At 61.5% G+C, this 23,022-nt stretch carries 22 protein-coding genes and 2 pseudogenes; 13 read left to right on the top strand and 11 right to left on the bottom strand.

Annotated elements, in window-relative coordinates:
• Positions 1-88: 88 nt before the first annotated feature.
• Positions 89-709 (top strand): annotated as a pseudogene (locus tag HWN72_RS10130) (ArdC family protein); the annotation flags it as partial.
• Positions 710-819: 110 nt separating this feature from the next.
• Complete coding sequence (locus tag HWN72_RS10125) at positions 820-1,719, top strand: ArdC family protein (RefSeq protein ID WP_039338227.1); 900 nt, start codon at positions 820-822, stop codon at positions 1,717-1,719.
• Here HWN72_RS10125 and HWN72_RS10120 read toward each other — a convergent pair.
• Genes HWN72_RS10120 through HWN72_RS10105 form a run of 4 tightly spaced genes read right to left on the bottom strand, consistent with a single transcriptional unit; the run spans position 1,703 to position 6,867 of the window.
• On the bottom strand, positions 1,703-2,143 hold the full coding sequence (locus tag HWN72_RS10120) for a hypothetical protein (protein ID WP_039338226.1): 441 nt from the start codon (positions 2,141-2,143) through the stop codon (positions 1,703-1,705). The genes HWN72_RS10125 and HWN72_RS10120 overlap by 17 nt on opposite strands.
• Positions 2,130-3,965, bottom strand: coding sequence for a hypothetical protein (locus tag HWN72_RS10115; RefSeq protein ID WP_039338224.1), 1,836 nt, complete (start codon positions 3,963-3,965; stop codon positions 2,130-2,132). Before HWN72_RS10115 ends, HWN72_RS10120 begins: the two co-directional genes overlap by 14 nt.
• Positions 3,962-5,734 (bottom strand): site-specific integrase, encoded by a 1,773-nt coding sequence (locus HWN72_RS10110; RefSeq protein ID WP_039338044.1) that lies wholly within the window; start codon positions 5,732-5,734, stop codon positions 3,962-3,964. The genes HWN72_RS10115 and HWN72_RS10110 overlap by 4 nt, the downstream gene beginning before the upstream one ends.
• Positions 5,734-6,867, bottom strand: coding sequence for a tyrosine-type recombinase/integrase (locus HWN72_RS10105; RefSeq protein WP_039338042.1), 1,134 nt, complete (start codon positions 6,865-6,867; stop codon positions 5,734-5,736). Before HWN72_RS10105 ends, HWN72_RS10110 begins: the two co-directional genes overlap by 1 nt.
• 137 nt (positions 6,868-7,004) lie before the next feature.
• Between HWN72_RS10105 and HWN72_RS10100 the strand changes: the two are divergent.
• The 6 genes and pseudogenes from HWN72_RS10100 to HWN72_RS10075 form a co-directional block, all read left to right on the top strand.
• Positions 7,005-7,334, top strand: a pseudogene (locus tag HWN72_RS10100) (zincin-like metallopeptidase domain-containing protein); the annotation flags it as partial.
• 11 nt (positions 7,335-7,345) lie between these two features.
• Positions 7,346-7,768, top strand: a complete 423-nt coding sequence (locus tag HWN72_RS10095; protein WP_098108456.1) for a hypothetical protein — start codon at positions 7,346-7,348, stop codon at positions 7,766-7,768.
• A 300-nt stretch (positions 7,769-8,068) separates the two neighbouring features.
• The gene (locus tag HWN72_RS10090) at positions 8,069-9,022 is read left to right on the top strand and encodes a DUF2493 domain-containing protein (protein WP_211150247.1); all 954 of its coding nucleotides are present in this window, start codon (positions 8,069-8,071) and stop codon (positions 9,020-9,022) included.
• 117 nt (positions 9,023-9,139) lie between these two features.
• Positions 9,140-9,577 (top strand): DUF6878 family protein, encoded by a 438-nt coding sequence (locus HWN72_RS10085; RefSeq protein WP_098108454.1) that lies wholly within the window; start codon positions 9,140-9,142, stop codon positions 9,575-9,577.
• Between the two features lie 10 nt (positions 9,578-9,587).
• Positions 9,588-10,016, top strand: a complete 429-nt coding sequence (locus HWN72_RS10080; protein ID WP_098108453.1) for a DUF6915 family protein — start codon at positions 9,588-9,590, stop codon at positions 10,014-10,016.
• A gap of 298 nt (positions 10,017-10,314) precedes the next feature.
• Positions 10,315-10,704 carry a single-stranded DNA-binding protein gene (locus HWN72_RS10075; RefSeq protein ID WP_098108513.1) on the top strand — a complete coding sequence of 130 codons (390 nt, stop codon included), beginning with the start codon at positions 10,315-10,317 and terminating at the stop codon, positions 10,702-10,704.
• Between the two features lie 115 nt (positions 10,705-10,819).
• Here HWN72_RS10075 and HWN72_RS10070 read toward each other — a convergent pair whose 3' ends face one another.
• Positions 10,820-11,104, bottom strand: a complete 285-nt coding sequence (locus HWN72_RS10070) for a DUF6437 family protein (protein ID WP_239987412.1) — start codon at positions 11,102-11,104, stop codon at positions 10,820-10,822.
• Between the two features lie 272 nt (positions 11,105-11,376).
• On the opposite strand from HWN72_RS10070, the gene HWN72_RS10065 reads away from it, so the two are divergent.
• Positions 11,377-11,613 (top strand): hypothetical protein, encoded by a 237-nt coding sequence (locus HWN72_RS10065; protein ID WP_013832744.1) that lies wholly within the window; start codon positions 11,377-11,379, stop codon positions 11,611-11,613.
• Between the two features lie 102 nt (positions 11,614-11,715).
• Here the strand turns inward: HWN72_RS10065 and HWN72_RS31985 are convergent, their stop codons facing one another.
• Positions 11,716-12,249 carry a hypothetical protein gene (locus HWN72_RS31985; protein WP_248005925.1) on the bottom strand — a complete coding sequence of 178 codons (534 nt, stop codon included), beginning with the start codon at positions 12,247-12,249 and terminating at the stop codon, positions 11,716-11,718.
• Between the two features lie 102 nt (positions 12,250-12,351).
• Between HWN72_RS31985 and HWN72_RS10055 the strand changes: the two genes are divergently transcribed.
• The 4 genes from HWN72_RS10055 (at position 12,352) to HWN72_RS10040 (ending at position 18,344) form a co-directional block, all read left to right on the top strand.
• Entirely contained in the window at positions 12,352-12,684 is a 333-nt protein-coding gene (locus tag HWN72_RS10055; RefSeq protein ID WP_062902927.1) for a ribbon-helix-helix protein, CopG family, read from the top strand.
• The gene (locus tag HWN72_RS10050; protein ID WP_211150214.1) at positions 12,674-15,058 is read left to right on the top strand and encodes a type IV secretion system DNA-binding domain-containing protein; all 2,385 of its coding nucleotides are present in this window, start codon (positions 12,674-12,676) and stop codon (positions 15,056-15,058) included. Before HWN72_RS10055 ends, HWN72_RS10050 begins: the two co-directional genes overlap by 11 nt.
• Before the next feature lie 37 nt (positions 15,059-15,095).
• Positions 15,096-18,032: a MobF family relaxase gene (gene mobF, locus HWN72_RS10045; protein ID WP_211150213.1), complete on the top strand. Its 2,937-nt coding sequence runs from the start codon at positions 15,096-15,098 to the stop codon at positions 18,030-18,032.
• A 63-nt stretch (positions 18,033-18,095) separates the two neighbouring features.
• On the top strand, positions 18,096-18,344 hold the full coding sequence (locus HWN72_RS10040; RefSeq protein WP_248005924.1) for a hypothetical protein: 249 nt from the start codon (positions 18,096-18,098) through the stop codon (positions 18,342-18,344).
• A 33-nt stretch (positions 18,345-18,377) separates the two neighbouring features.
• Here HWN72_RS10040 and HWN72_RS10035 read toward each other — a convergent pair whose 3' ends face one another.
• The 5 genes from HWN72_RS10035 to HWN72_RS10020 all read right to left on the bottom strand — a co-directional run.
• The gene (locus HWN72_RS10035) at positions 18,378-18,575 is read right to left on the bottom strand and encodes a DUF6961 family protein (RefSeq protein ID WP_211150212.1); all 198 of its coding nucleotides are present in this window, start codon (positions 18,573-18,575) and stop codon (positions 18,378-18,380) included.
• Positions 18,575-18,883 (bottom strand): DUF5818 domain-containing protein, encoded by a 309-nt coding sequence (locus HWN72_RS10030; RefSeq protein ID WP_211150248.1) that lies wholly within the window; start codon positions 18,881-18,883, stop codon positions 18,575-18,577. The genes HWN72_RS10035 and HWN72_RS10030 overlap by 1 nt, the downstream gene beginning before the upstream one ends.
• Positions 18,874-19,299 (bottom strand): thermonuclease family protein, encoded by a 426-nt coding sequence (locus HWN72_RS31050; RefSeq protein ID WP_248005923.1) that lies wholly within the window; start codon positions 19,297-19,299, stop codon positions 18,874-18,876. The genes HWN72_RS10030 and HWN72_RS31050 overlap by 10 nt, the downstream gene beginning before the upstream one ends.
• Before the next feature lie 11 nt (positions 19,300-19,310).
• Entirely contained in the window at positions 19,311-19,955 is a 645-nt protein-coding gene (locus HWN72_RS10025) for a S24 family peptidase (RefSeq protein ID WP_067738029.1), read from the bottom strand.
• Positions 19,956-20,304: 349 nt separating this feature from the next.
• Positions 20,305-23,022: DEAD/DEAH box helicase (locus HWN72_RS10020; RefSeq protein WP_211150211.1), on the bottom strand; the 2,718-nt coding region annotated here is incomplete at its 5' end.

Genomic DNA, 23,022 nt, shown 5'->3' with positions numbered 1-23,022 from the left:
TTCCTTCATGGAAAGAGAGCGGAGGGGGCTCCGGGATCTCCGGCACTGACCGACGGAACTGTCGTCAGGCCATTTCAGGAGATCCAACATGGCCTATCGCAAGGGACAAAGCGGCGGAGTGTCGCCTGCGACCCGTATCACCCAAGAAATCATCGCCCGCCTCGAGTCCGGCACGAAGCCGTGGATCAAGCCATGGCGCGGTGTGCCAGTCTCGCGTCCATTGCGGGCGTGCGGCGTCCCTTATCGCGGCATGAATGTATTCTGGCTCTGGATGGTTGCCGATATGTGCGGTTACGCCTCGCCGTTCTGGATGACCTACAATCAGGCCAAAGAACTGGGCGCACAGGTGCGCAAGGGCGAAAAATCCACCATCGCCATATTCTACAAGAGCTACACCAAGGAAGTCGAAGCCCCCGACACCGGCGAAAAAACTGACGAAAGTCGTCGCGTGTTGAAGGCCTATCCGGTTTTCAATGCCGATCAGGTCGAAGGTCTTCCGGAACGTTTCCATCCCGCCGCGACGCTTGAGGTGGTGGAACCCGAGGGCCGTCAGGCTGAACTCGACTCATTCTTTGCCAATATTCCGGCCGTCCTGCGTCATCAGGGCGACGAAGCCTATTATGAGCCGGTAGCTGACCGGGTGACAATGCCGCCCGCGCATCTCTTCTCGGGCTTCGACCACTATTACGCGACGCTCGCGCACGAGGTATGTAACATCGCAAGTGTCCTCATTTCGAGGACAGTCGATGGCCTTTGCGCGCTGCTGTTTCCCAACCATCGTACGGCCTGCTGTGCGATTTCAGGACGGGAGTCCTGATCATGCGCAGCAAAGAACGCACCGATATATACACGCGCGTCACCAACGAGATCGTTGCCGCCATCGAGGCAGGGGCGGGCTCGTGGACAATGCCGTGGCATCACGATGGATCAGCGACCTCGCGCCCCATCAACGCCGGCACCGGCAAGGCTTACCGGGGATCCAACATTCTCAGCTTGTGGATCGCGGCGCAGGCTGCAGGCTACAGTTCCGGACGCTGGGCCAGCTATCGTCAGTGGCAAGCGCTGGGAGCCCAGGTTCGCAAGGGCGAGCAGGCCACCACGATTGTCTTCTGGAAGGTCAACGATCGCGGCGAGGATGCCGATGACCGGGATTCCGAGCAGGAGGGGCGTGGCCGCGCTCGCATGTTTGCGCGGGGGTACAGCGTTTTCAACGAGGCGCAGGTAGAGGGTTATGCTCCACCAACCATCGATCTCCTGTCCGACGATGCGCGGATGCGGAACGCCGATATCTTTTGGGGCAACCTTGGCATTGAGTGCCGGCATGGCGGCAACGAGGCGTACTATATTCCTTCGGAAGATCGCGTGCAAATGCCACCCTTCGCACAGTTCAGGGAGCCTGCCGCTTATTATGGCACGCTTTTCCATGAAGGTCTGCATGCCACAGGAGCGGCGTCCCGCTGCGACCGTGATCTGTCCGGCAGGTTCGGATCGGACAGATATGCAGCGGAGGAGGCCATCGCAGATCTGGGAGCCGCCTTGGTCATGGCAGATCTCGGTATCGCGCACCATCCACGGCCGGACCATGCGGCGTACATCGCGTCCTGGCTACGCGTGCTCAAGGCCGACGCTCGCGCGATTTTCACGCTGGCGAGCAAAGCGCAGGCGGCAGCTGACTGGATGCATACGCAGCAGCCCGAACAACTCAGCGTGGCTGCATGATGGCACCTGCGGTGGATGCCTCAGGCATTCGCCGCAGGAGCGCCGTGAGCCGATCCTCTGCGCTTCGGGCGCGGTGCAACAGCGTCAGGTTCTCGCTGGCGAGTTCGCGCCGCTCCTCGGCGTGACGCCGGGCATCGGCCCTGAGGTGCGTCAGCTCGGTCTCGAGCGTGGCGATGCGCGCTGCCAGGTCGCGTGCGGGCGTGCCTGGTCCTGCCGCAGCTTCGATCTCGTCGAGGATGTCCCGATGGCTCGTATAGAGCGGATTGCGACTGCGTCCCGCTTCGCGCGCGACCGAAGTCGGCGTGATCTTCACGCGTCCCGCATGGTCGGCGTGGCGCCCTTCGCCGCGCACCAGCCTCGCCAGCGCCGCCCGGTAGCTCCTTGCCGCGGATTGCCAGCGCTGCCCCTGATCATCCTTGCCCATCGTCATCTCCGATTTGCGTGAGCACCCGCTCGCATTGTCCGATCGCCTCATTGAGCACGGCCGCCGTCATCGGATTGGCCTCCGGCAACAGCGCAGCATTGCGTCTCCGGCGATCCCGCCAGTAGGCTCCGTGCTTCGCTTCGATCACCATGTTGGCGCATGAGAGGCAGACCGCCGGCGCTCGTCCGACCTCATTCGGTTGCAGTTCGCCGCCGCAGCGGGAGGTCTCCTGCTGGAACACGCACCAGCCATAGTCGCAGGCATGGATGCGAAGATCAGTCTCCTTGAGGATAAACGCAACATAGTCTCGGCGTACCTGTTCTCCCGCGCGGCCGCGGAACCGGGCGTTTCCGGCGACGATACGTTCGCCCATCTTGCCGCCGAGCCGTTTCGCGGCGAGCAGGCGATCGAGGGCGGCTGCGGTTTCGGCGCGGGCTTCGTGGTCGATGAGGCCATGCAGGTCGAAGTCGTTGCCGACGTAGCCCCGCGCGGTCATGGCAACGGAAGCATGCTTGAAGTGCTCGGCCAGGCCCAGAAGCTGGGTACGGTCGCGCCTGGCAATAAACCGGGCAAAGGTCTTACGGAACTGGTGCGTGCTGAACCTCCAGGGTTTCCCATCATGATCGGGGATGCCGACATGCCGCGCAAAGTCATTGATGCGCCAGGCGATATGCATGTGCGTCACCGGCACGATTTGGCCATACTGCGTGTTCTTCACCAGGAACAGATCGTCGCGGCCCGAGGCTTCGCGCAGCGGCGCGCTCAGCTGCTCGAGCAGCTCCACCGCGCGCACGACCGGTGCCGGGGCAACCCAGCGCTCCCTACGGCCATCGAGATCATCGACAGTCTTGAACAGCCGGGACACGACATATGCCTGATTAACGCCGGTTTCGCCGATCGGGTGATGCTCGATTGCCCCTGTTTTCATTGACAGGATTTCGCTGGACCGCATCCCGACGAAGCCCGCGATCAAGATATAGCACGCCTCGACGAGGTGGACGGCGGCGTGCCGAACTGCATAGGCGCCATCGAACCGTTCGCCCGATGGTCCGGCCAGCGATGCGAGCCTCAGCGCCGCTCTAACATGATCAGATGCCTGGCGCTTGCCGCGCCGCAGACCCTGCGCTCGCGCTTCGCGGCGGATCGTTTCGGCTGCGACGATCGTATCGCCATGCTCCTCGACCCACCGCAGGGCTTCGCTCAGGATTGCAACGGCCACGTCTTCGGGGATGAACGGTATGACGCCCTTGGTCGCCCTGGTGTGGCCGGCGGCCTCATAGGTCGTTTCCAGCGGCAGCGGATCGACCAGTGGCGCATCGTTCAGCTTTTCCCGCTGACGATAAAGGTCTTTGATCACGAGCAGATAGTTCGTGATTGTGGCAGTTGAGATATTGCCTTTGCCTCCGCCGGCGCGTGCAGGACGACTGCGCAACCATTTGCAAAGTTGTTCGACCGAAGCTGGATCGATCCCGGCAAAGCGCGAGTGTCCTTCGCATGCCATCCATTCCAGCAGCGCGCGCAGCAACATTGCTTTGTGATGGATCGACGCCGGAGACGAGCGTTTGCGCCCTGATGGAGGATGATAGTGCATCGACCAGAGGAAGTGCTTGGCGGCGCGGACAAGCTGAGCATGATCACTGTTCCCGATGCGCGTGTGCTCCGGCATGGCCAACGCCCAACTGAACCGCTTCTGATCCGCGCGGCGACCCGCAGTGCGGATATCGAGCCGCCATTCATCGTCGCCGAACCGGCTCCACGGGGAAAGCCGCGCATCCTCCCAGGATGGCGACGACTGCGTGAGTGGGTGGGGGTGCTGGTTCATTCGACTGGCGGCAGCTGTGGCAGTGACATCCTCGAAACTGCTTCGAGCATCGCCTCGCAGAACCGGGGCAGGATATCGCGCTCGAGGATTTCCAGCTTGGGTGCATAAAGCAGCCGCCAGCGTTCGGGAGCCATGGCGGCACGCGCGTCGGTGAGCGCTGCCCGCGTCGCCAGCAGGCGAACCAGCACGTCCTCGTTGAGCGGGATCACGGCATTGGGGCAGGTGAAGCATCCGAGCCAGGCCGTACACAGCTCGCCCTTGCGCTGTCCCTCGGCAGCGCCGGCAAGGGGATCGCTACAGATAAATCCGCCTGCGGTCGCGTGGCGCAGATCGGGAAGCACCTCCGTCCCGGGCGGGGACTCGACATCGCCCCGGACCATTTCCACAAACCGGGCTTGCAACCTGCCGATTGCCAGCGCTTGCGCCTTTCGGACGCGGGGCCGGTCCACATAGCGCTGTGTCGTGTCTGGAGTAGCATGGTTGGCCAGCACTTGCGTCTTCAGGATATCATGCCCGAGCCGCTCGTGCGCTAGTGTGAGCCCCGATGCGCGCAGCGCCGCCAGCGTCAGTTTGAGCGGCTTGCCATCGTCGCCCAGCAGGCCATGGCGCTCCACAAACCGCCGGGTAAGTTTCGTGGCCAGATAGCCGGGGATCACACCGACTCTGCGAGACCCGTGTATCATCCCGGTGAGGAAGAGATAACTCTGGTCGCGGCGTGGCGTATGCGACACCAGCCTTTCGGTCATAGCCAGAACCTGATCGATCAGCACGGGCACCGAGGAGCTTTTGTCGCGCAGGAAGCTGCGGCGCTGTTCACGTCCCGCGCGCCCCTTGCGCCAACTGACCAGAACCCTGCCTTCGAGCAGCAGATGCTCGCTCAGGCAGTCGCGCCGCATCAGCCTGAGGGCCTCGGCATTTGCAAAGGTTTGCGCGCCGATGGCGATCATATAGGCAACGATCGTATCCGGCAGCGCAAACAGCCGCCCCGCGATTTCGCCCATGCCACCATGGCGGATCATGGCGAAGTGGAGATGCGAGAGGCCCGCGCCCTTTCTCAACATGTCGCCGACTTTGGGTGGCACGCCGCCGAACCGACCGTCGATCACCGCGAGCATGACCCCGATATCGTCGAGATCGAGCTTGGCGAGGTCGGGTTCGGAGACAATGGCCTTGCGATCGACCCGAGCCAGCGCAGCGCGGCCTTCCTCGAACAGTGCCCAGGCTGTTTCGATGTCCCGATGGGCCGCCGTGAGCACGCGTTCCATTTCATCGCGGCTCAGTGCCTCACGCTGGCGCGCTTCCGCATTCTTGCGGGGGAACGGATTGAACGGGATTTCGAGTTCGGGGTGAACCAGGTCGGGCCGGTTGCGCTTGAGCCAGGCCATGTGCTGCTTGATGATCGACCAGACAGTATACCGTGACCCCTTGCTCCAGGGCCTCGTGCCGAGCCAAACGATAAACGCATTGAGAATGCCGCTATCGACGTCGCGCGTGGCTAAGATGGCGGAATCGTATTCGGCAAGGAACGCAAACCAGAACTTCAAAGTACGGAACGCTGAGCCTCTGTTGGCCGGTTGTTTGGCAGCATAGTGATGCCGGAACGCGAGCGCCCACTCGGCAGCCATCGTCGGCCGATCGAAGATCGAGAAGTCGAACGCGCATTCGAGCTGGCCGTCGGCATCTACGACATTGACCAGCAATGCGCCCGGATTGCCGATCAGCGGCTTCGGCGATGGCTCGACCCGGTAGTCCTTTTGCCGACGCGGCATTACAGCAGCGCCGCATAGAGATCGTCGACCGAGGTCTCGATTGCCGAGAGGTCGGTTTCGACAACGCGCAGGTATACCGCGGTGGTTGCCAGATCGGCGTGGCCGAGCAGCACCTGCAACGCGAGCAAGGGATTGAGTTCGGGATTGGCCCGGGCTTCGCGTTGCAGGAACCGCAGCATGGCGGCGGCGAAGGTATGTCGCAGCGCATGGAACGTCGCCGTCACACCCGCTGCCTCGGCGGCAGCCGTGAACATCGCGCCAACCCTGCGCGGTTTCATGGGCTGCCCCCGACAAGTCAGGAACAGAGCCTCGGGATCGCGATCTGCCCGTTTTGTCGCCGCACGACGGACGAGGACCGCCCGCTCTTCCCGCACATAGGCACGGGTACGATCGACCAGCGGGGCCGGTGGATATATTATTCGCGACCGCCCACCCTTGGTTTCGTCGATCTGCACTGGCACCATCGGTTCACTGCCGGCCCCTTTCAGATGACGCACGGTCAGGCCCGCCACTTCCATCCGACGGATTCCCGTAGTCACTGCCCATTCAACGATCAGTCTGTCGCGTGCCGGCATTGCGGCCATGATGCGCCGGATCGCTTCCGGCGCGAGCGGGCGCGGCAACATCGGCATATGCCGCACGGTAAGCTCGTTGGCCCGGATTCGACCGCCGGTGGCATCGACATGGGCCAGGAACGCCTGCGGGCGACTGCGCGACAACGCGATTTCCTGGCTTGCGAACGGGACCTGCTTCATCAGTCCGGTCGCCACGCTCCAGCGGTAGAAACGCCCTATGGTCCTGAGCCGCCCGTTGATTGTACTGCGTGCCAGCGGTCTGCCGCTGTCGCCACGGGGCCGGAGCATCTGATCGCGATAGGCGGCCAGTTCGCCAGGACCGACCTCGTCCCAGGCCCAGCCATTGGCCTCTAGCGTCTGCCACCAGTCGTAGAGAGCTTCAGCGTAGGTTCGCCAGGTCTGCGGGCTGCGGGTCCTGCCGCGCACCAAAGCAACGTGCATCAGCCATGCGCAGGCCGGTTCGACGAGCCGCATCCGGGCGTCGAGCAGCATCGGGACATTCTCCACCGATGATCCGTCGGGCCGGAATGCAGGCGTCGAGAACAACAGCTGCGCCATACCCACTCCCAAGATTGCAACCGGACAGGAAGGGCCCTCGGGCCCTCCCTGTCCGGCAGAGAAGAGGGGGCTCGGATCATGTGTCCTGCTTGATTGGCAGAAGAGGACAGAAAGGACACGTTATGGATGGGACCTACCACGAGCTGTCGCATTGGACCGGCCATGCCAGCCGCCTCGACCGTAATCTCAAGAATCGCTTTGGTTCTGCAGCTTACGCTGCCGAGGAACTCATTGCCGAACTTTCGAGCGCTATGCTTGGCGCTGAACTCGGTCTGCCAGTCACACACTTGGATAGCCATGCGAGCTATATCGAGCACTGGCTCAAGCTCCTGAAGCAGGATGACCGTGCCATTCTCACCGCTGCCGCAAAGGCGGAGGAAGCATCAAGGCTTCTGCTCAAACTCGGAGGACGTGCCTCTGCCGATGATGCCGACGAAGCGTCTGCCGACGCTGCATTGGCCGCCTGAAGGAGGGTGTCATGGGCCGATCAGTCAGTTGCCCCAGCGGGGCCGTTGTGGCCTTCACCGTGCTCGAAGTTGAAGACGACGACGACTGGGACTTCGAATATGAGTGGCTCCGCGAAGATCTGCGCGAGCGCGCAGGGCAGGTATTCCCTTCCCTGATCGCCCACGACGGTTGGCGGGGCCGCGAAGACCGCATCCTCATGCGCAATGCCTATGCAGATTTCGGCGTGTCGGTTTACGCCGGCCTGGTTGCGGTGTGGATTGTCGAGCGTGACGATGGCGCCTATTGGGATGCCGATTGGCGCACGGCCAGATCGCCCAGAGCACAGCGCTGGCTGTCCCAGATCGCCTCGCGCTTTGAAGCGTTGTTCGGCGACTTCGTCTGCCTCGGTCACATGTCGAACGGTGAGGGCGTCTACGCAAAACGGGTGGCCTGAATGCGCCAGTCACTTTGATCGTGGCGAGGTGCCTGTCCTCCCTAACGAAACTTGCTTTAGCACTCATGGCCTGAAGCCATGCGAGAAAGGCCCTGGGCCAGCCGCCAGTCTGCCGCAACCCGGCTTGCGCAGGCCCGAGTTGGCCCGGCCCTGTGGGCCGTTGGCCTGCCCGCGCCAGCCTGCCCAAGCGGGTTTCCCCTGTCGGGTGCGGAGACTGCCTCAAGCTGGCCCTGACGGGCTCTCGCTGGCGCAGCCATGAGCGGGAGCGTCAGCCTCACGCCAGTCAGGAGGACAATACCCATGCACTCATCATTTTCTGACCAACTTGCCGGCCTCGATCTTTCCGGTTTTTCGGTTGGTCCTGCCCCTGTTTCCACCAATGACTTTCCGGTCCACGAGGCGGTCGTCCAGACTCTCGAAGCGGTTTGGTCCGATCTCTTTGCAATGGTCACGGGGACTGCGCTGGAGGCCGATGCCGAGGACCTCGGCTGGGCGTTCGTCAACATCTTCCACCGTTCCGCGACCCGCAAATCGACCGCCGTCGACCGCGCAACCGACGAAGTCCGAGCGCTCGTCGCCACTGCAGATGGATCCGAAATTCACACCCATGAACTCGAGACCCAGGTTGAGCGTGCGCAGTGTGCCGAAGGGGCTATGCTCGCTCTCGAAGAGATGCGCGAAGTGGCCGCTGGCCTCTATCTCAACGAGTTTGGCTCCTCGTGGAAGCCCGTGTCGAGTTCGCGCTTCAATCACAGCGCCATGCTGACTTCCGCGCTTGTGGAGGGCCGCGAGTTCGTCCGAGCCCGGTCCGAAGCCAAGCGCCGCGCCGCCATGCCAGAAGGTACGCCGGTGATCTTTGCCGGTGGCCGCACACGCCATCCAAACGAGCAGGACGCTCTCACTTTCGCCAACAACGTCTGGGCTACTCTGGACAAGGTTCACGACCGGGTTCCTGACATGGTTCTTGTCCACGGCGGTGATACCAAGGGCGTTGACCGTCTGGCATCTTCTTGGGCGGAACGACGCAACATCCCGCAAATCAGCTTCTCCCTCGACATGCGCCTGGGCGCGCGCGCAGGCTTCAAGCGCAACGAGCGTATGCTCTCGCTCGACCCCCGTTATGTCGTCGCCTTTCCCGGAAACGGGGTCCTGGAGCGCCTCGTCATCGAAGCCAAATCCCGTCGGATTACCGTCGTCGATCGCCGCGGTCCGCTTGGAACTTCTCCCAAGCGCGCGGCTCAGGATACCGACTGATGCGTCCGGCATCGCGCCAGCGCCATCGGCGCTGGCGCAGCCCTTTAGAGGAAAGAATTCGCCTGTTCTCGTGGGCAAGACGATCTGTCCTTGCCCCCACATTGCAGGAGAAATCTGATGACTGATTTTCAGGCGATCATGGCGGATTTTGCTGTCCGCCAGGCCGAGCGCGCGGCGCAGGCACAAAGTGAAATCCAACGGCTCAAGGCAGCTATCATTGCCCCGCTGCGCAATGCCGAAATTGCCCGCGTAGAAATCCGTTTCGATGGGTGCGGCGACAGCGGTGCAGTCGAAGAATGCGTCTTCTCTGACGCCGTCGGGGCGAGTGTTCCGTGTCCCGAAGTGACGATCGACTGTGCTGGAGAAGGCGGCGACCAGAGCCTCAATTCCACCCTCGAGCAACTGACTTACCTTGCTCTCGAACGCCATCATCCCGGATGGGAAATCAATGATGGTGCCTGCGGCGAACTGGTCATCGACGTGGCTACGCCGAGTTTCGTTCTGGACTGCCAGCTGCGTTACACGGCGACCGACGACCATTCGACTGATCTCTAGGAGAGGTGCGATGGCTCATTGCTACTATCACGCCCTATCGTCGGTCCGGAAATGGGGAGGGGTGGTGGAAGATTACCTGCCGCTCCACCAATGGTTTGACCAGTCGAAGACGATCTTTGCTGATCCGCGGCACCGGGCCCTTCGGCATCATGCCGAAGGCATCTTCATGCTCGAAACGCTGTTCGGTTCTACCATCGTCAACGCCGACAGCCGTGTCGTGCCCGTTCGCCTTGTAGGCGAGCAGCACGTCCGCGAGGACTTGGGTACGATTCCTTCCTTTGCGGATTGGGGGCGCCTAATCACCCCCCAAGACTGGATGCTGCGCGGACATCGTCTGGACGAGCCTATGCCGCTAGGCACTGTGGAGACTGGTGCTGGCGGCGCGTTTTCAGGACGTCATTCGTCGGCTTCGGGAGGAGCTTTCGTAGTCGAGATATGAGGTCGCCTTCGAGGCAGGCGAAGTCAGGGGGCACGTCGCATCCCGATAGTACGAAAAGTCATGGCTTGGCCTGTGCAATGCACTCGGGACCAACCCGGCCTGTAAGCAAACCTTTCCTGAAGCATCCCCGTCGAGACGCGCAACCCCGATCAGGTCCGGCCGAGTTGCCGGGCTGCGCCCGGCTGCCCGCACCACCCGAACCAGATCGAGGTTTCCCTTCGGTGCGCTTCGCCGTGGCCGCTTCCTAGTCGGGTTTGCAGCCGGGATGGACCCGGAATGCTCGATCAGGAGAAAGACCATGACCAATCTCGTTATCCTCGTTGGCCGCATCGCTCGCGACCCCGAAACCCGCACTACCCAGGGCGGCACCAGCATCACCTCGATCTCGGTCGTCACCGACCGTCCCGCCCGCAAGGACGGCAAGACCTACAAGGACGAAAACGGCTACACCGCCAAGGACAGCGAATTCCACCGCGTGACCTGCTTCAACGGTCTCGGCCAGAACGTCGCCAAGTACTGCACCAGGGGCCAGCTCGTGACGGTCGAGGGGCGCATCCACTATACGCAGTGGGAAGACCAGGACGGCACCAAGCGCTACGGCTGCGAGATCATCGCCGACAAGGTGGACTTCCTCACCAAAGGCCGGGCGTCGAACAATGAGGGTGCGCCCGACATCGACGAGGACTGAGTTCCTCCCGCATATGACAAGGCTCCGATGGTTCGCGCCATCGGGGCCTTTTTTGTGCTCGCTGCTTGGACGGCGGGGCGGGGCATCGAGCCCACACCCCGCCGCAGTTGAAGTGTCAGGCGGGGGAGAGCCGCTTGAGAGCATCGTCGATCCCGATGGTGAGAGATGCGCGGATGAGCTGCTTCAATTGCGCAGGTTCGATAGTCTCGGCTCCGCATTCGAGAAGAACCTTGCCCAGTTCGCCGGCTGCTTCATCTCGGAGCCTGGCCTCCTGTGCATCGAGTTCGTCGCGCTGTTCACGCAGTTTCTTGAGCGCATTACGCGCGCTCGGTTTGGACCTGGCCATCAGATTGTCCTTTCGCTGGCCGTTGGTCCCCTCCACGCGCGACAGTGCCAGCATGGGGCCATGTAGGAAAACGGTTTTTGCCGCGATGCCAGTGCTTTTCACGCTGACGTTGGAGAGGTCTCTCTCGCAGAAAGTCCAAGTGTGATGCGGGCTTTGGGGCCGCGTCAAGGACGGCGGGGCCCCACCATTTTTACCGGGCAAGCCCGGCAAAAATCGTTTCCCCCATCGCCGCTTCGCGGCCGCGCTATGCGCGGTCCCTGACCCGGCCCGTCACCCACATCCTCGCAGCTCCTGATGCGACGCATCGAACATCAGGAGGAAAGATCATGTACGCTTCACTGAACATCGCGCAGGGTTCATTCCAGGCAGATCAGGCAGCTTTCGTTGCCGCACTCGACAAGGCCCATGCCCGGTCCCTTCACAGCTACTTCACCCAATATGTCCTGACCGATGGTGAGGCAGGTTACATCGCGGTCGATGAGGGCGATTATGGCGCACTGCCCAAGGCCATGCTGGACCGGGTCATCGACACAGTGCCCGGAAAGCTGAGCGATGAATTCTGATGCCACACACAAGGAGGAAGTCCGTCAGGGCTTCCTCCTTTCTTTTTGCTCGGGTCCCGTATTGTCGCTCCCGTAGGTTTCGCGCGAGCATTCCCTGCAGCATCAGTCCTCGGCGTTAGACGCATCGAATTCCTCCAGCCGATCGGGCATGTCGAGCACCTTCATGGCCGCTGCTGAAATGGCCTCGGCCTTCGTCGGAAAGGCTTCTGCCGAACTGATCGACACGCCACTCGAATAGGTAACGGTTGCCTGGAAACCGTTGCCTTTGGGCGTCGCGCTCAGTGTTACATCTGCCATAGCCATGCTCCTGGTGGGGTGCCCGCGACACCATTCTTCCTGCTGGCGGACTCGATCGATCTTTAACACAATCGGCAATCGAGCGGCATGGTATTCATCCCTTGGTTTTGGGACTTCAAAACCGCCGATCCCGTGCTGGTCATGACACTGGAACCTACCATCTAAGCAGGGGACGGAAGAGCACACCGTACGCGACAAATCGCAGGCGGTAGTCAGTAAAAAATATAGTAAATATAGGGTGTTGATGGATTCTTGCAAAAATGGCTGCTTCTCAATCAGAAATGAATGGTCGCCAATTCGCCAATCGAATTTGATTGAAGGCAGCCAGAAAGGGCGCATTCCTGCGCATCTTGCGTGTTCTTGACATGTTCTCGTTTCTGATTTAGACAATAACCGCCTTTCGCAGTGCGTTCCGGGCTCCTGACCACAAGGAGTCCGTGCATGACACGGCCAAAATCTCTCCAGGTACATGTCACCGTCGAGCTCGCTGAGCGGGTTCGTACTGCAGCAAAGCGGCGCGATATAAGCGTCAGCGAATGGATCCGGTCGCTGCTTTCGCAGGCATGCGAAAATGACGATCTTGCATCGAAGCTCGAAACATCGGTCGACCGCATCAGCCGTCAATCAGTGTTCACGATGGTCGGCGTTGATGCCCTTCTCGCAGGGCATGCCGATCACAGTCTGCGTGAGCGAGCCCATCAAGCCTACGCGCGCAAATGCAAGGAACTGGGGCTCTCCGCAAACGCCGGCGAGGGAGGTTCCGATGAAGCGTAACCTCGTCAACTTCACGCGCGGAAGTCAGCTGCTCGGACACTTCAGCTTCATGTTTGCAGCAGGTCTCAAGGGGCCGCTGATCATCGCCGCCATCGGCATTTCCTGGACTAGCTGGTGGACCATTTCGGCAGGGCTGAGCGATCACGAAGCCTACCTCGTCTGGATGCGAATTTATGCTGCCATCTACGGCTTCATGGAGTTCGACCCGGCCAAACAGGTCGCACTCGAAACGGGGTTTGGAGGAACCGTCCAGCTCCCCATCATCATGCTCGATGCCTATCCGCCGGTGATCAATGCCTGGGATCATCTGCTCGACTTGCTGGGCGATGCTCTGGTGCGTTCGGCCTTGCTTCTCGTGCCGGCCTTCGTGTTGTTCTACTGGTTCGCAGCGCGCTTCGGCAGTCGTTCAAAAGAGCGCAAACATGAGCGCGGGGCCATGCTCGTGACACTACCCGAACTGGTCGATGAGCTGCGCGGGCACAACCAGCGCGAGCGCGCCCGTGAGCTTTCGAGCGCTATGGGTTGGAAATGGCATCTGTGTTCGCCCAAGGAACTGTCTGCGGCATTTCCATACCGGCCCTCGCATCTTGCGACGGTTGTCTATCCCTGGCGGCTCGAACAGAGCCACGCCATGCTCATCGGGACCACCGGCATGGGCAAGACAGTTGCCATGTCGGACATGATTGCCGAAGCCCGCGCCAAGGGACAGCGCTGCGTCGTATTCGACCTAACCGGCGCTTTCATCGAACACTTCTACCAGGCCGACCGGGACATCATTCTGAACCCGCTCGACGCGCGCTGTCCGCAATGGAGCCTCTTCGACGAATGCCGCACCGAAGGTGAATTCTGGGCGGCAGCGGAAGCCCTCGTGCCCCATGACGGGGGCGGGGAGGCGCAGTTCTGGGTCATCGCGGCGCGTGCCTTGTTCGTCGAGTTCTGCCTCAAGCTGGTGGCCGAAGGGCGGGGCACCAATGCTGCGCTTGCCCGTGAACTGATGACCGCTGATCTCTCGCGGGTCCACGCCATGATGCGAGGCACGATCGCCGATCCCCTGACTGCTCCTGAAGCCGCGCGCATGGCGGAATCGATCCGGGCAGTGTTCAACGTGAACGCCAAGGCGCTGAAGCTCTTGCCCACTTCCGGGCGCCGTTTTTCGGTCCGAGACTGGATCGAGGAGGGCGCCAATGAAGACGAAGGCACTAACGCCAAGAAAAGTGGCTCGATGGTCTTCATCTCCGCGCGCTACGTCGATATGAGCGTGTGCGCGCAGCTTCTCACACTGTGGCTCGATACGGCGATGAATACGCTGATGACGATGCCCCGCACCAAGGACCTCAAATGCTGGTTCTTCATCGACGAGCTGGGTGCGCTTCACCGGCTCCCCGCTCTCGAAAAAGGCCTGCAGACGGCGCGCAATTTCGGCGGCGCAATCGTCACCGGCATCCATGCCTACGCCAAGCTCAAGGAGGTCTACGGTGAGAACATGGCGATGACGCTTGCATCGCTTGCCCGGACCAAATTGATCCTCGGTACGGCAGACCGCGAGACAGCTACCTGGTGTTCCGACTTCATCGGCCATCGCCAGGTTCGCGATATGGAAGAGGGCTACACCTATGGCTACAACAATGCTCGCGACGCCGTCAGCCTGACGCCGCGCAAGCATATCGAGCCTTTGCTGCTGCCCGACCAGTTGATGAACCTGCCGCGCCTGTCAGGCTTCATCAAATTCCCGGATGGCTTTCCTGCAGCGCCGGTCCGATTGAAGCCGATAGACCGGGAAAGAATCGCACATGTCTTCGTCGGTCGGGCCAAGGATCGAGAGCCAATCCGGAAAGCCGAAGGCGAAACTGGGGGCGGCCAGACGTCTGCTAATCCGCCAACAAACCAGAGCGAACATCCTTCGTCGAACGATGACGGGGCAGGCAAGCCTGTCGTCCCAAAGCAAGGTACTCTTCCGCTTGAGCCGGTAGTCGAGGTGGATGCCAAGCGATCACGCCAGCAGGCGGCGAAACAGGACGAAAAGGACATTCCCGACGACCTCAGGAAGCCGTCAGGTAAGTCCGGTCATCCGCGAAAATCGTCGCCCGAAGAGCGCACGGCAACGCCGCGTAACTCCCGTCCGCTGCAGCCGACGAATACGGCGCTCCGCAAAGGCGATCATCGCGATGAGAAGAATCCATCGAAAAGCGTGAAGGAGGGACGCCGAAGCGACTTGCCGCGGGCCAATCCGCCCTCGGATAAGCCGCAAGCCGTCGATCGGATAGCCCAGCGCCAGCGAGAGGCAGAAGCCCGCAAGCTCATGCTCGAAGACGGCGTTCCCGAGCAGGATCAGCCTTCGCACGAGGGTCCCGATCTCGGCGATTTCGAACTGTGACGCACGAGGCAGACGCCGCCGGGCGGAGTGACGCCTGATGCTCTCTGTAGCCAATGTCCGCACGGCTGGCGGCGCTGCTAACTACTTTGCCGCTGACAATTACTATACCCGCGCCGATGCCGAGAGATCTGGTCAATGGCTTGGCAAAGGCGCGGAGGCGCTTGGACTGCGAGGCGTTATCGAAGCCTCGCAGTTCGAGGCCGTGCTCAAGGGCATGCTGCCCGATGGGAGCCGTGTCGGGAGCGACAACAGGGCGCATCGCGCCGGCACCGACCTCACATTCTCGATGCCCAAGAGCTGGTCCATCCTTGCCCTCGTCGGCGGCGACAGGCGTATCCTCGATGCCTATGGCGCTGCCGTCCGCGAGACTCTGGTCTGGGCTGAGAAGAATCTCGCCGAAACCCGCATGGAGGTCCGAGGCAAGGAACGGGTGGTCGCGACGCGCAATCTCGTGATCGGGCTTTTCCAGCACGATACGAACCGCAATCAGGAGCCCAACGCGCACTTTCACGCCGTGGTTGCCAATGTAACCCAGGGGCCCGATGGCAAATGGCGAGCGCTGAGAAATGACAAGATTTGGGAGCACAACACGCTGCTCAATGCCATGACCATGGCGCGCTTCCGCTTGGCCGTAGAAAAGCTCGGCTACCAGGTTGGGGAATACGGCAAGCATGGCAATTTCGAAGCGGTGGGCGTTCCCAAACCCGTTCGTGATGCCTTCAGTTCGCGCCGTGCCGAGATCCTCGACAAGCTTTCGACGATGGAAGGCAAGGGCATCGCGGCGCGCAATGCGGCCAATCTGATGACCCGGGCGGACAAAGGGCCGGTGGCAGACCGCCAGGCTCTCGTGAACCAATGGCGCGAGGCAGCAGCACAGTTGGGCTTTGATCCGAGGCTTGTCATTTCACAGGCCAATGCACGGGCCGCCACCGACATTGGCTCCGTCTCCGGAATTGGAAATTCAGTACGATCGATCGGCCAGCGCGCGCGCCTTTTGGCTGCGACCTTTGCGGAGCATCTGGGACTACGTCAGGGCGACCCGCTTGTGCCTCGCGACATGGGGCGCCGGACGCCCGAGCAGATCGCGGCCGTTCATGCGGTCGCATCGGCGATCAGGCACTTGGGCGAGCGCGAGGCGGCCTTCTCGCGGACCGAGATATATCGCTCAGCGCTAGGCTTCGCGTTGCCCACAACTCTTGCCGATATCGAACACCGCGTCGACCAATTGCTGCGCCAGGGCCACCTGCAAAAAGGCAAGGGTGCAGATCGCAATCTTGTCACAACCCGCGATGCAATCGGGCTCGAGCAGCGCATCATTGCGGCCGTCGAAGGTGGCCGGGGACATGGGACTGCGGTGGTCGAAGCTGATGTGGCTGGAGGGCGGCTACAGGCGCTATCTCAGCTCAAATATGGCCTGACCTTGAACACTGGGCAGGAGGGGGCAGGGCGCCTGCTTCTTGCTTCGCATAACCGGATTGTCGCTATTCAAGGCGTAGCTGGCGCCGGCAAGAGTACCGTCCTCAAACCCGTTGCCGACATCTTGCGCGAGGAAGGCAGGTCCGTGCTCGGGCTCGCAGTCCAGAACACGCTCGTGCAGATGCTTGAACGTGACACCGGCATTCCGTCGATGACGGTCGCGCGCTTCTTGCGCCAACATCGGGACCTTCTGGAAGGAGCAGACCAGGCGAGGCTTGGCGAGGCTCGCGCGTCTTTGCGCGGCACCACGGTGCTGCTCGACGAAGCCTCGATGGTCGGCAATGCCGACAAGGAAAGGCTCGTGCGTCTCGCCAATCTGCTCCAGCTCGACCGCTTCGCCAGCATTGGGGACAGGAAGCAATTGGGCGCTGTCGATGCCGGCAAACCCTTCGACGTCATGCAGAAGGCAGGCGTCGAAACGGCCACCATGAACACCAATCTCCGTGCCCGCGATAAGGCGCTGCGCGATGCCCAATATGCAGCGCAGGGCGGACATATCGACGAGGCCTTGCGGCATCTCGGTCCGCAAATCGTCGCTTCAGGTAATACAGCTGCCGTCGACGCCGCGGCGGCCTGGCTATCGCTTTCGCCTGCTGAGCGTGAGGTGACCGCGATCTATGCGTCGGGTCGCAATTTGCGCGGACAGGTGAATGACGCCGTTCAGACCGGGCTCAAGGCCAATGGAGAATTGGGACCGGGTTCTTTGCGGCTGAATGTCCTGTCGCGCATCAACCTGACGCGTGAGGAAATGCGCTATGCGCGCAGCTATGCGGCCGGCATGGTGCTCGAAGTCGACCGCCGGCAAAGGGGGCAGGGGCTGCAGAAGGGCCGCTATGAAGTGGTCGAAACCGATCCGACCCGCGAACGCGTGATGCTGCAGAACGAGCGGGGCAAGCGCTTTGAATTCCGGCCGGGCCAAATGCGACCGCAAGGTGAGCAGGATCCACTGCGCCTGTTTGAGGTTCGCCCACTCGAGATCCACGATGGCGACCGCATTCGCTGGACGGCGACCGATCACAAGCGCGGCCTGCTCAACGCCGATCAGGCGCGCATCGTGGAGGTTGATGGGAAGGGTGTTACGGTGAAAACCTCCCTTGGCGCCGAACACCGGCTGGGGCTGGGCGACCCCATGCTCGAGCGTCTTGATCTCGCTTACGCGCTCAACGCGCACATGGCGCAGGGCCTGACCTCCGACCGCGGGATTGCCGTCATGGACAGCCGCGAACGCAATCTTGCCAACCAGCAGACATTCCTCGTGACGATAACCCGCCTGCGCGATGGTCTGACCCTGTTTGTCGACAATGCGGGCAAGCTCGAAGCAGCTGTTGAGCGCAATCCGGGAATGAAACGCTCGGCGCTCGAAACGGTCAATCAGCTGCGGGATGCGGCTGCATCCGGGCTGGCGAAGGACAAGGTGCCCGATCGTTCGCAAGAACCGGCTCGCAAGCCGCCCGAACTCGATCGCTCGATCACCAAGCCCTTCGAAATCGGGATCTGACACAGCGCCTATCCGCATGGGTGCATATGGTACCGGTTGACTGTTAGTTCTGTTTTTGTTCTCATGGCAACTATGTCCCGAATCGCCGATGCAATCCTGTTCACGCATATCGAAGTCGCGCTTGCGGTTGCGTCTGAAGCAACGCTTGTCGGGCTCGGCGCTGACGATCCGCGAACCCAGCGCAATGCTCGTCTCGATCTCGCGCGCCATCTGGTCGAAAGGATGCAGGGCTTGGAGATTGAAGGTGGGACGAATGCAGGCAGGAGCACTCAGCCCACTCTCTTTCCGGGCGATCTATCGCCGATAGGCTAACCGTTGTTGAAACTTGGCTGAGGCCGTTCTGGTCTATTGAAGCTGGTTCGGGCCATCCTTGCCCATCAGCTCTGCCACGCGTTGGGCGATGGCTTTCCAAGTGGCGATGCCCGCCTCGTCCCGTGCCAGTGCGAGCACGCCGATCTGCTCGGCAACATGAAGCGGTGCATTTTCACCGTGGGTCTTCAGGACCTGGTTGGCACAAGCCCAGAGTTCCCAATCGCTCAGCATCAGCCGAGACGTCCAACAAGGCCGAGGAAGAACGCGATCAAACCATAGCCCACGACACTGCTGGCGAGGAGCAGTTCAATATTGAATTTGGAGCGAGGAGGGCGGGGTTGTCCTGCTGGCCAGATCTGATCGCAGATGAGCTCGTTGAACCCGGCGCGCCGTCCGCAGACTTCCACTTCGCATCCGAGCAACCGGCGTGCTCCACGCCCGGTGTCGAGTTCCCACACGCCGCCTCCCGAATGGAGTTCTAGTCCGAAGGGGCCTTCGGCAAGACGGCCTGTCAGATTGATCTCCGGGCTTAGCGGCATGCAGGCCCTTTCCAGTAGCGATCCCAACGCAGCACCGTGCGTGTCTGGATCATCGAACAGGAGAGATCGGCTCCGCTCGGCAGTCGGCACCAGGCAGCCGTCCGGTTGCCGCCTGCCGAACCTTCCGACCGGCACGTCAATCTCGGTCCGCGAACTACGACGTGCCCTGTCGAGATGGTCCCGCTAGGGCCGCCAAGGAGATCGACGAGCGCGTCGCGCGCTTCGATAGCCGACGCGTCGGGACACGGCTGGTTGGTCCGGCATGTCCCGTCCATTTCGCGCGCTGCAATCCCGGCGATGCGGACATGGGGGCCTTCGGCGCACCATATGGGCCCATCGCCATCCCAGACATGCGTGGGTGTGCAGGTAAAGGTCTGGCCGGCAGCGACGATCGAGGCAGCGAGTAGGGCAAGCATTGGCGAGCTACCTAGCGAAGCGCGCGGCCGAACCAAAGCACGCGGCCGACAATATTGATCGTCCGCTTCTCCAGTCCGCGCCAACTGGGATAGGCCGGATTGTCGCTGAGCACCGAGACCCGCTTGCCTTGCGGCTCGATTGCGACCCGCTTGACGCTGAGCATGTCGTCCATGCGCAGCACATAGATCCCGTCGCGCAGCCGCGACTGCCCATCATTGAGATCGACCATGACTTCATCGCCGTCATGCAGCGTTGGCTCCATCGAATCTCCGTGCACGGCGATGATCGAAAGGCTCGTCGCCTTGCTTGCGGTCAGGCGGCGCAGCCACTTCTCGTCGAACCCGAACTGGGCGCATTTGGATTCCATCTCGGCCAAAGCGCCGTGCCCTGCCGAGGCTTCGACATCGAGAACCGGAACATGGACCAGTTCGACGACCGGGCCGGAACGCCGCTCGGGCGCGCCGAGGATCTTCTCGTCTACTCCGAAAAAGCGGGCGAGCACGGAGCGGTCCTGCTCGTCCAGCTGCCGGGGACTGCCGCGACGGATGTATTGCTGGATGTAGGCCGCATTGCGTCCAAGAAGGCGGGAGATCGAGGTGTAATTACAGCCTCGTTGCTGGATCAGATCGTCCAGGGCTTTGCGTGCATCTTCCATCGCTGCGGGTCCTATCGCATCCGTCTAGGAAATTCGATCCTAGACTCTAGGAAGCCTTCCTAATAAGAACATAACAAGAACGCAAGCGGAAAGCGAGTCGAAGGCGATGGAGCTCCTGGACCAGATTGAGGGCTATTTGGCGCGAAGCGGTACGAAGGCCAGCATGTTTGGTAGGCAGGCCGTCGGCGACCCACGGTTTGTTCAGGATCTTCGCGAAGGGCGTCGGCCGAGGCGCAAGACGTATGACAAAATTCTAGCCTACTTGGCGACAATGAATACGACTATTGACCACTCGCCCGATTGAGATCGAGCGGAGCGTACGCCTCAGTCGCTAGTCCAAGGGTTCAACTTAATCGCTACCGATTACGCGCAAGCGCATGCCCCTGGTTTCCAGCAGATAGGTCTCTACGCCGGCGACAAGATGCAGCCCCTCTTCGGAGATGGCGCTCCGCGAAAGACCGGGCTGAACGATGCGCACGTCGAACTCGTAGCGATAGTCCTGCCAACTCGCCTTGAGCTTTTTGAGGAACGCTGGCGTTCCGAGTTCGAAGCGTGTGCTTTGCCCCTTATCGAGGCGCAGCTTCTCGCGTTTGAGCATATGGGTAAACATGCGATTGGGACGATCCCGCCAGCGTGCGGACTTCTGCGCCTGGCCACAGACTTCGTAGAGATCCTTGACCCGAGCGCCGGGCTGATCGGCACTGGAATACTTGCAGTGGAAGAGTGTGACCTGGACCAGGCCTTCGGTAACGCGCAGCGAAACCACGTCGGCGATCTCACCTGCGCCGTCATCGTCGAACACAAGATCGTAGGCGTCGCAATCGGCGAGCAACGTGTCGATTACGTGCCGTTGGACGGAGTCCGCCCGCTTTTCCAAGCCCTGCGCTTCGGCACGAATGTTGATCTTGGACCAATCCCAGGCCTCGATCTGGTCCGCAGGATAGGGCTCGACGGAAACACCGTCCGGCAAGGAGTAGAGATGACTGTAGATCAGAAGCGAACCATCACCAAAGTCGATTTGGGGAGAATCGTCGCCGAAGGATTCGGACAATGACTTGACCTTGCCCCCGACCTTGATGCTGGTTTTCGGACCGGACTTTTGCGGATAGCGGGCGCCGCCCTCGCTGAACACAATCTCGAATTCCGCGGTGTGCGCCTCGCTGCGCACGGCAAACCTAAGTGGCCCGGTCCGTTCGTGGTCGAGCAGCTCGATGTCGCATTCAGTGAACAGGACGGGCTCGTCGTCAAAGCTGATTTCGATCCGATCCTCGATCTGGGTCAGCAGCGATTCCGGCCAGTGGATCGCCACCGGAGGAACGTCCGGCCGGGCACTGATCTGGCGGGGACGCATCGCGCTCTTGAAAACCCCGTCGGTCGTGATCCCTGGGTCGTTTACGGCCTGGCCAATGTCCGCGCACCATTCGACCCAGTCGGTGAGGTCGCGAACAGGCGCAATGGACCAGAACTTGCCCTTCGCAGAGCAGCCGCGGGAGGTCGGCACTCCGCCCAGAAAGCCAGTTGCAAAGACATTGTTCTTGATCCTGGACTGCGATTTGGCGTTGTCGAGCCCATCGGCGACGTCGACGCCCATGTACATGGAATAGCGGACGCCGCGCCCCTGATGGTGCGTCAGGCCGAGGTTCCGAAGGATCAGGCGGTTGAAGCCATGAAGACTGCGGAATACTTCCTCGCCCTCGACACGCCGCGTCGTCTCACCACAGACAGCCTTGGCCAGTCTATCGTACGGGCCCTTTGACGAACTGCTGATATAGAGCAGCCCCTTCACAGGATCCCAGTGCATCATATGCAGATCCCAGACCACATTGATTGCGTGTTGGGCGGTCGTCCAACCGGCCAGTTCCTCCGAACGCGTGACGAAGATGGCGACGCGCTGGTGCGGATTGACCTTCATGCCGAGATAGACGCCGGCGTTGTAAAGGTCCTCGGCGCGTAGCGGCTCCCAGGAATCGCATGACGTACGATAGACGACAGCATTCATCTTGGGTTCGAGTGTCTGCAAGGGAATGTCACTGAGGTCGCCGACAAACCCTTTGAACATCTCGGCGCGGCGAACTTGTCGATCGATTTTGGCAGTGCTTAGCGCTTCAACCAGCGCATTCCAGTCAGCGTCCTCCGCGTACAGCTTTGCCAGCGACCGGTCGATGTCGTCCACGCCGGTGTTGGCGATCACGGTGGCGTCGCCCAATCGCGGATCCTGCCGGGTAAAGCGGCCCACGAACTGGATTGTCACCGCAATGCTCTTGTGCGGATCGTGCAGCGCAGCGATCTTGAGTTCGGGCAGGTCAAATCCTTCGCCCAGCATGTCGACGCAGACGATGATCCTGCTGTCGAAACGCCGGAGCGCAGCGAGATTGTCGCGGCGGTCCCTTGTCGATTGCTGGCTGTGAACGATGACTGGCCGAAACTCGGGGTACATCGCACTGTAGATCTGGTGCAGTTCTTTGGCCCGATTGATCGTCGAGCAGCGCGCCATCGCGAGGTGATTGAGCCCCTGGTCAAGATCGGCCTGAAGAACTTCGCCGAGCTTCTCGGCAATAGCTGCGTCGGCATCTGCCTGGTCGAGACCAAAGACCGCTTCAAAGCGGATTGGTTTGAAGTAGCCCTCCGCCTGCGCCTTCTTGAGCGGGTAGGTGTAGATGAACTCGCCATCGACACGGCGACCATCCTCACGGAACGGCGTGGCGGTGAACTGAACGATCGGCAAGGGCGGATCATGTTCGACGAACAGGCCGCGAAAGCGTGCCCATGTCGGCGCGCCGATATGATGGGCTTCGTCAATGAACAGCGCCGAGGCCCGCCCAGCCATCCTTTCCTGGACCTCAGCTTCGGCGCGCCCTGCGATCTGCATGGTCGTGACCACGACATTCGCGCTGTCGAAGATCTCGTCCACCTCCTCTGGTGTCCGGGGAATGTGCGAAAGCCGCATGACGACAGGATAGGCCGCAGCGGTATCAAGGCACCTCTGCTGTTTGAGGATGCCGAAGGTCTCGAACTTGCTCGCGATCTGTTCGCGAAGCGCATCGGTTGGAACCACAACAAGCAACCG

Source organism: Novosphingobium sp. HR1a (assembly GCF_015594425.1).
Taxonomy (GTDB): Bacteria; Pseudomonadota; Alphaproteobacteria; order Sphingomonadales; family Sphingomonadaceae; genus Novosphingobium; species Novosphingobium resinovorum_A.
The sequence above is the reverse complement of the archived record's forward strand: the minus strand, read 5'-3'. Positions and strand labels throughout refer to the sequence as shown.

What these genes read in the sequence shown, in the direction of transcription:
- HWN72_RS10085 (WP_098108454.1), top strand. Translation starts at nt 9,140, where the DNA reads ATGACTGATTTTCAGGCGATCATGGCGGATTTTGCTGTCCGCCAGGCC.
- HWN72_RS10115 (WP_039338224.1), bottom strand. Translation starts at nt 3,965, where the DNA reads ATGAACCAGCACCCCCACCCACTCACGCAGTCGTCGCCATCCTGGGAG.
- HWN72_RS10025 (WP_067738029.1), bottom strand. Translation starts at nt 19,955, where the DNA reads ATGGAAGATGCACGCAAAGCCCTGGACGATCTGATCCAGCAACGAGGC.
- HWN72_RS10090 (WP_211150247.1), top strand. Translation starts at nt 8,069, where the DNA reads ATGCACTCATCATTTTCTGACCAACTTGCCGGCCTCGATCTTTCCGGT.
- HWN72_RS10080 (WP_098108453.1), top strand. Translation starts at nt 9,588, where the DNA reads ATGGCTCATTGCTACTATCACGCCCTATCGTCGGTCCGGAAATGGGGA.
- HWN72_RS10075 (WP_098108513.1), top strand. Translation starts at nt 10,315, where the DNA reads ATGACCAATCTCGTTATCCTCGTTGGCCGCATCGCTCGCGACCCCGAA.
- HWN72_RS10095 (WP_098108456.1), top strand. Translation starts at nt 7,346, where the DNA reads ATGGGCCGATCAGTCAGTTGCCCCAGCGGGGCCGTTGTGGCCTTCACC.
- HWN72_RS10035 (WP_211150212.1), bottom strand. Translation starts at nt 18,575, where the DNA reads ATGCTGAGCGATTGGGAACTCTGGGCTTGTGCCAACCAGGTCCTGAAG.
- HWN72_RS10055 (WP_062902927.1), top strand. Translation starts at nt 12,352, where the DNA reads ATGACACGGCCAAAATCTCTCCAGGTACATGTCACCGTCGAGCTCGCT.
- HWN72_RS10065 (WP_013832744.1), top strand. Translation starts at nt 11,377, where the DNA reads ATGTACGCTTCACTGAACATCGCGCAGGGTTCATTCCAGGCAGATCAG.
- HWN72_RS10110 (WP_039338044.1), bottom strand. Translation starts at nt 5,734, where the DNA reads ATGCCGCGTCGGCAAAAGGACTACCGGGTCGAGCCATCGCCGAAGCCG.
- HWN72_RS10040 (WP_248005924.1), top strand. Translation starts at nt 18,096, where the DNA reads ATGGCAACTATGTCCCGAATCGCCGATGCAATCCTGTTCACGCATATC.
- HWN72_RS10125 (WP_039338227.1), top strand. Translation starts at nt 820, where the DNA reads ATGCGCAGCAAAGAACGCACCGATATATACACGCGCGTCACCAACGAG.
- mobF (WP_211150213.1), top strand. Translation starts at nt 15,096, where the DNA reads ATGCTCTCTGTAGCCAATGTCCGCACGGCTGGCGGCGCTGCTAACTAC.
- HWN72_RS10120 (WP_039338226.1), bottom strand. Translation starts at nt 2,143, where the DNA reads ATGGGCAAGGATGATCAGGGGCAGCGCTGGCAATCCGCGGCAAGGAGC.
- HWN72_RS31985 (WP_248005925.1), bottom strand. Translation starts at nt 12,249, where the DNA reads ATGCGCCCTTTCTGGCTGCCTTCAATCAAATTCGATTGGCGAATTGGC.
- HWN72_RS10105 (WP_039338042.1), bottom strand. Translation starts at nt 6,867, where the DNA reads ATGGCGCAGCTGTTGTTCTCGACGCCTGCATTCCGGCCCGACGGATCA.
- HWN72_RS10070 (WP_239987412.1), bottom strand. Translation starts at nt 11,104, where the DNA reads ATGCTGGCACTGTCGCGCGTGGAGGGGACCAACGGCCAGCGAAAGGAC.
- HWN72_RS10050 (WP_211150214.1), top strand. Translation starts at nt 12,674, where the DNA reads ATGAAGCGTAACCTCGTCAACTTCACGCGCGGAAGTCAGCTGCTCGGA.
- HWN72_RS10030 (WP_211150248.1), bottom strand. Translation starts at nt 18,883, where the DNA reads ATGCCGCTAAGCCCGGAGATCAATCTGACAGGCCGTCTTGCCGAAGGC.
- HWN72_RS31050 (WP_248005923.1), bottom strand. Translation starts at nt 19,299, where the DNA reads ATGCTTGCCCTACTCGCTGCCTCGATCGTCGCTGCCGGCCAGACCTTT.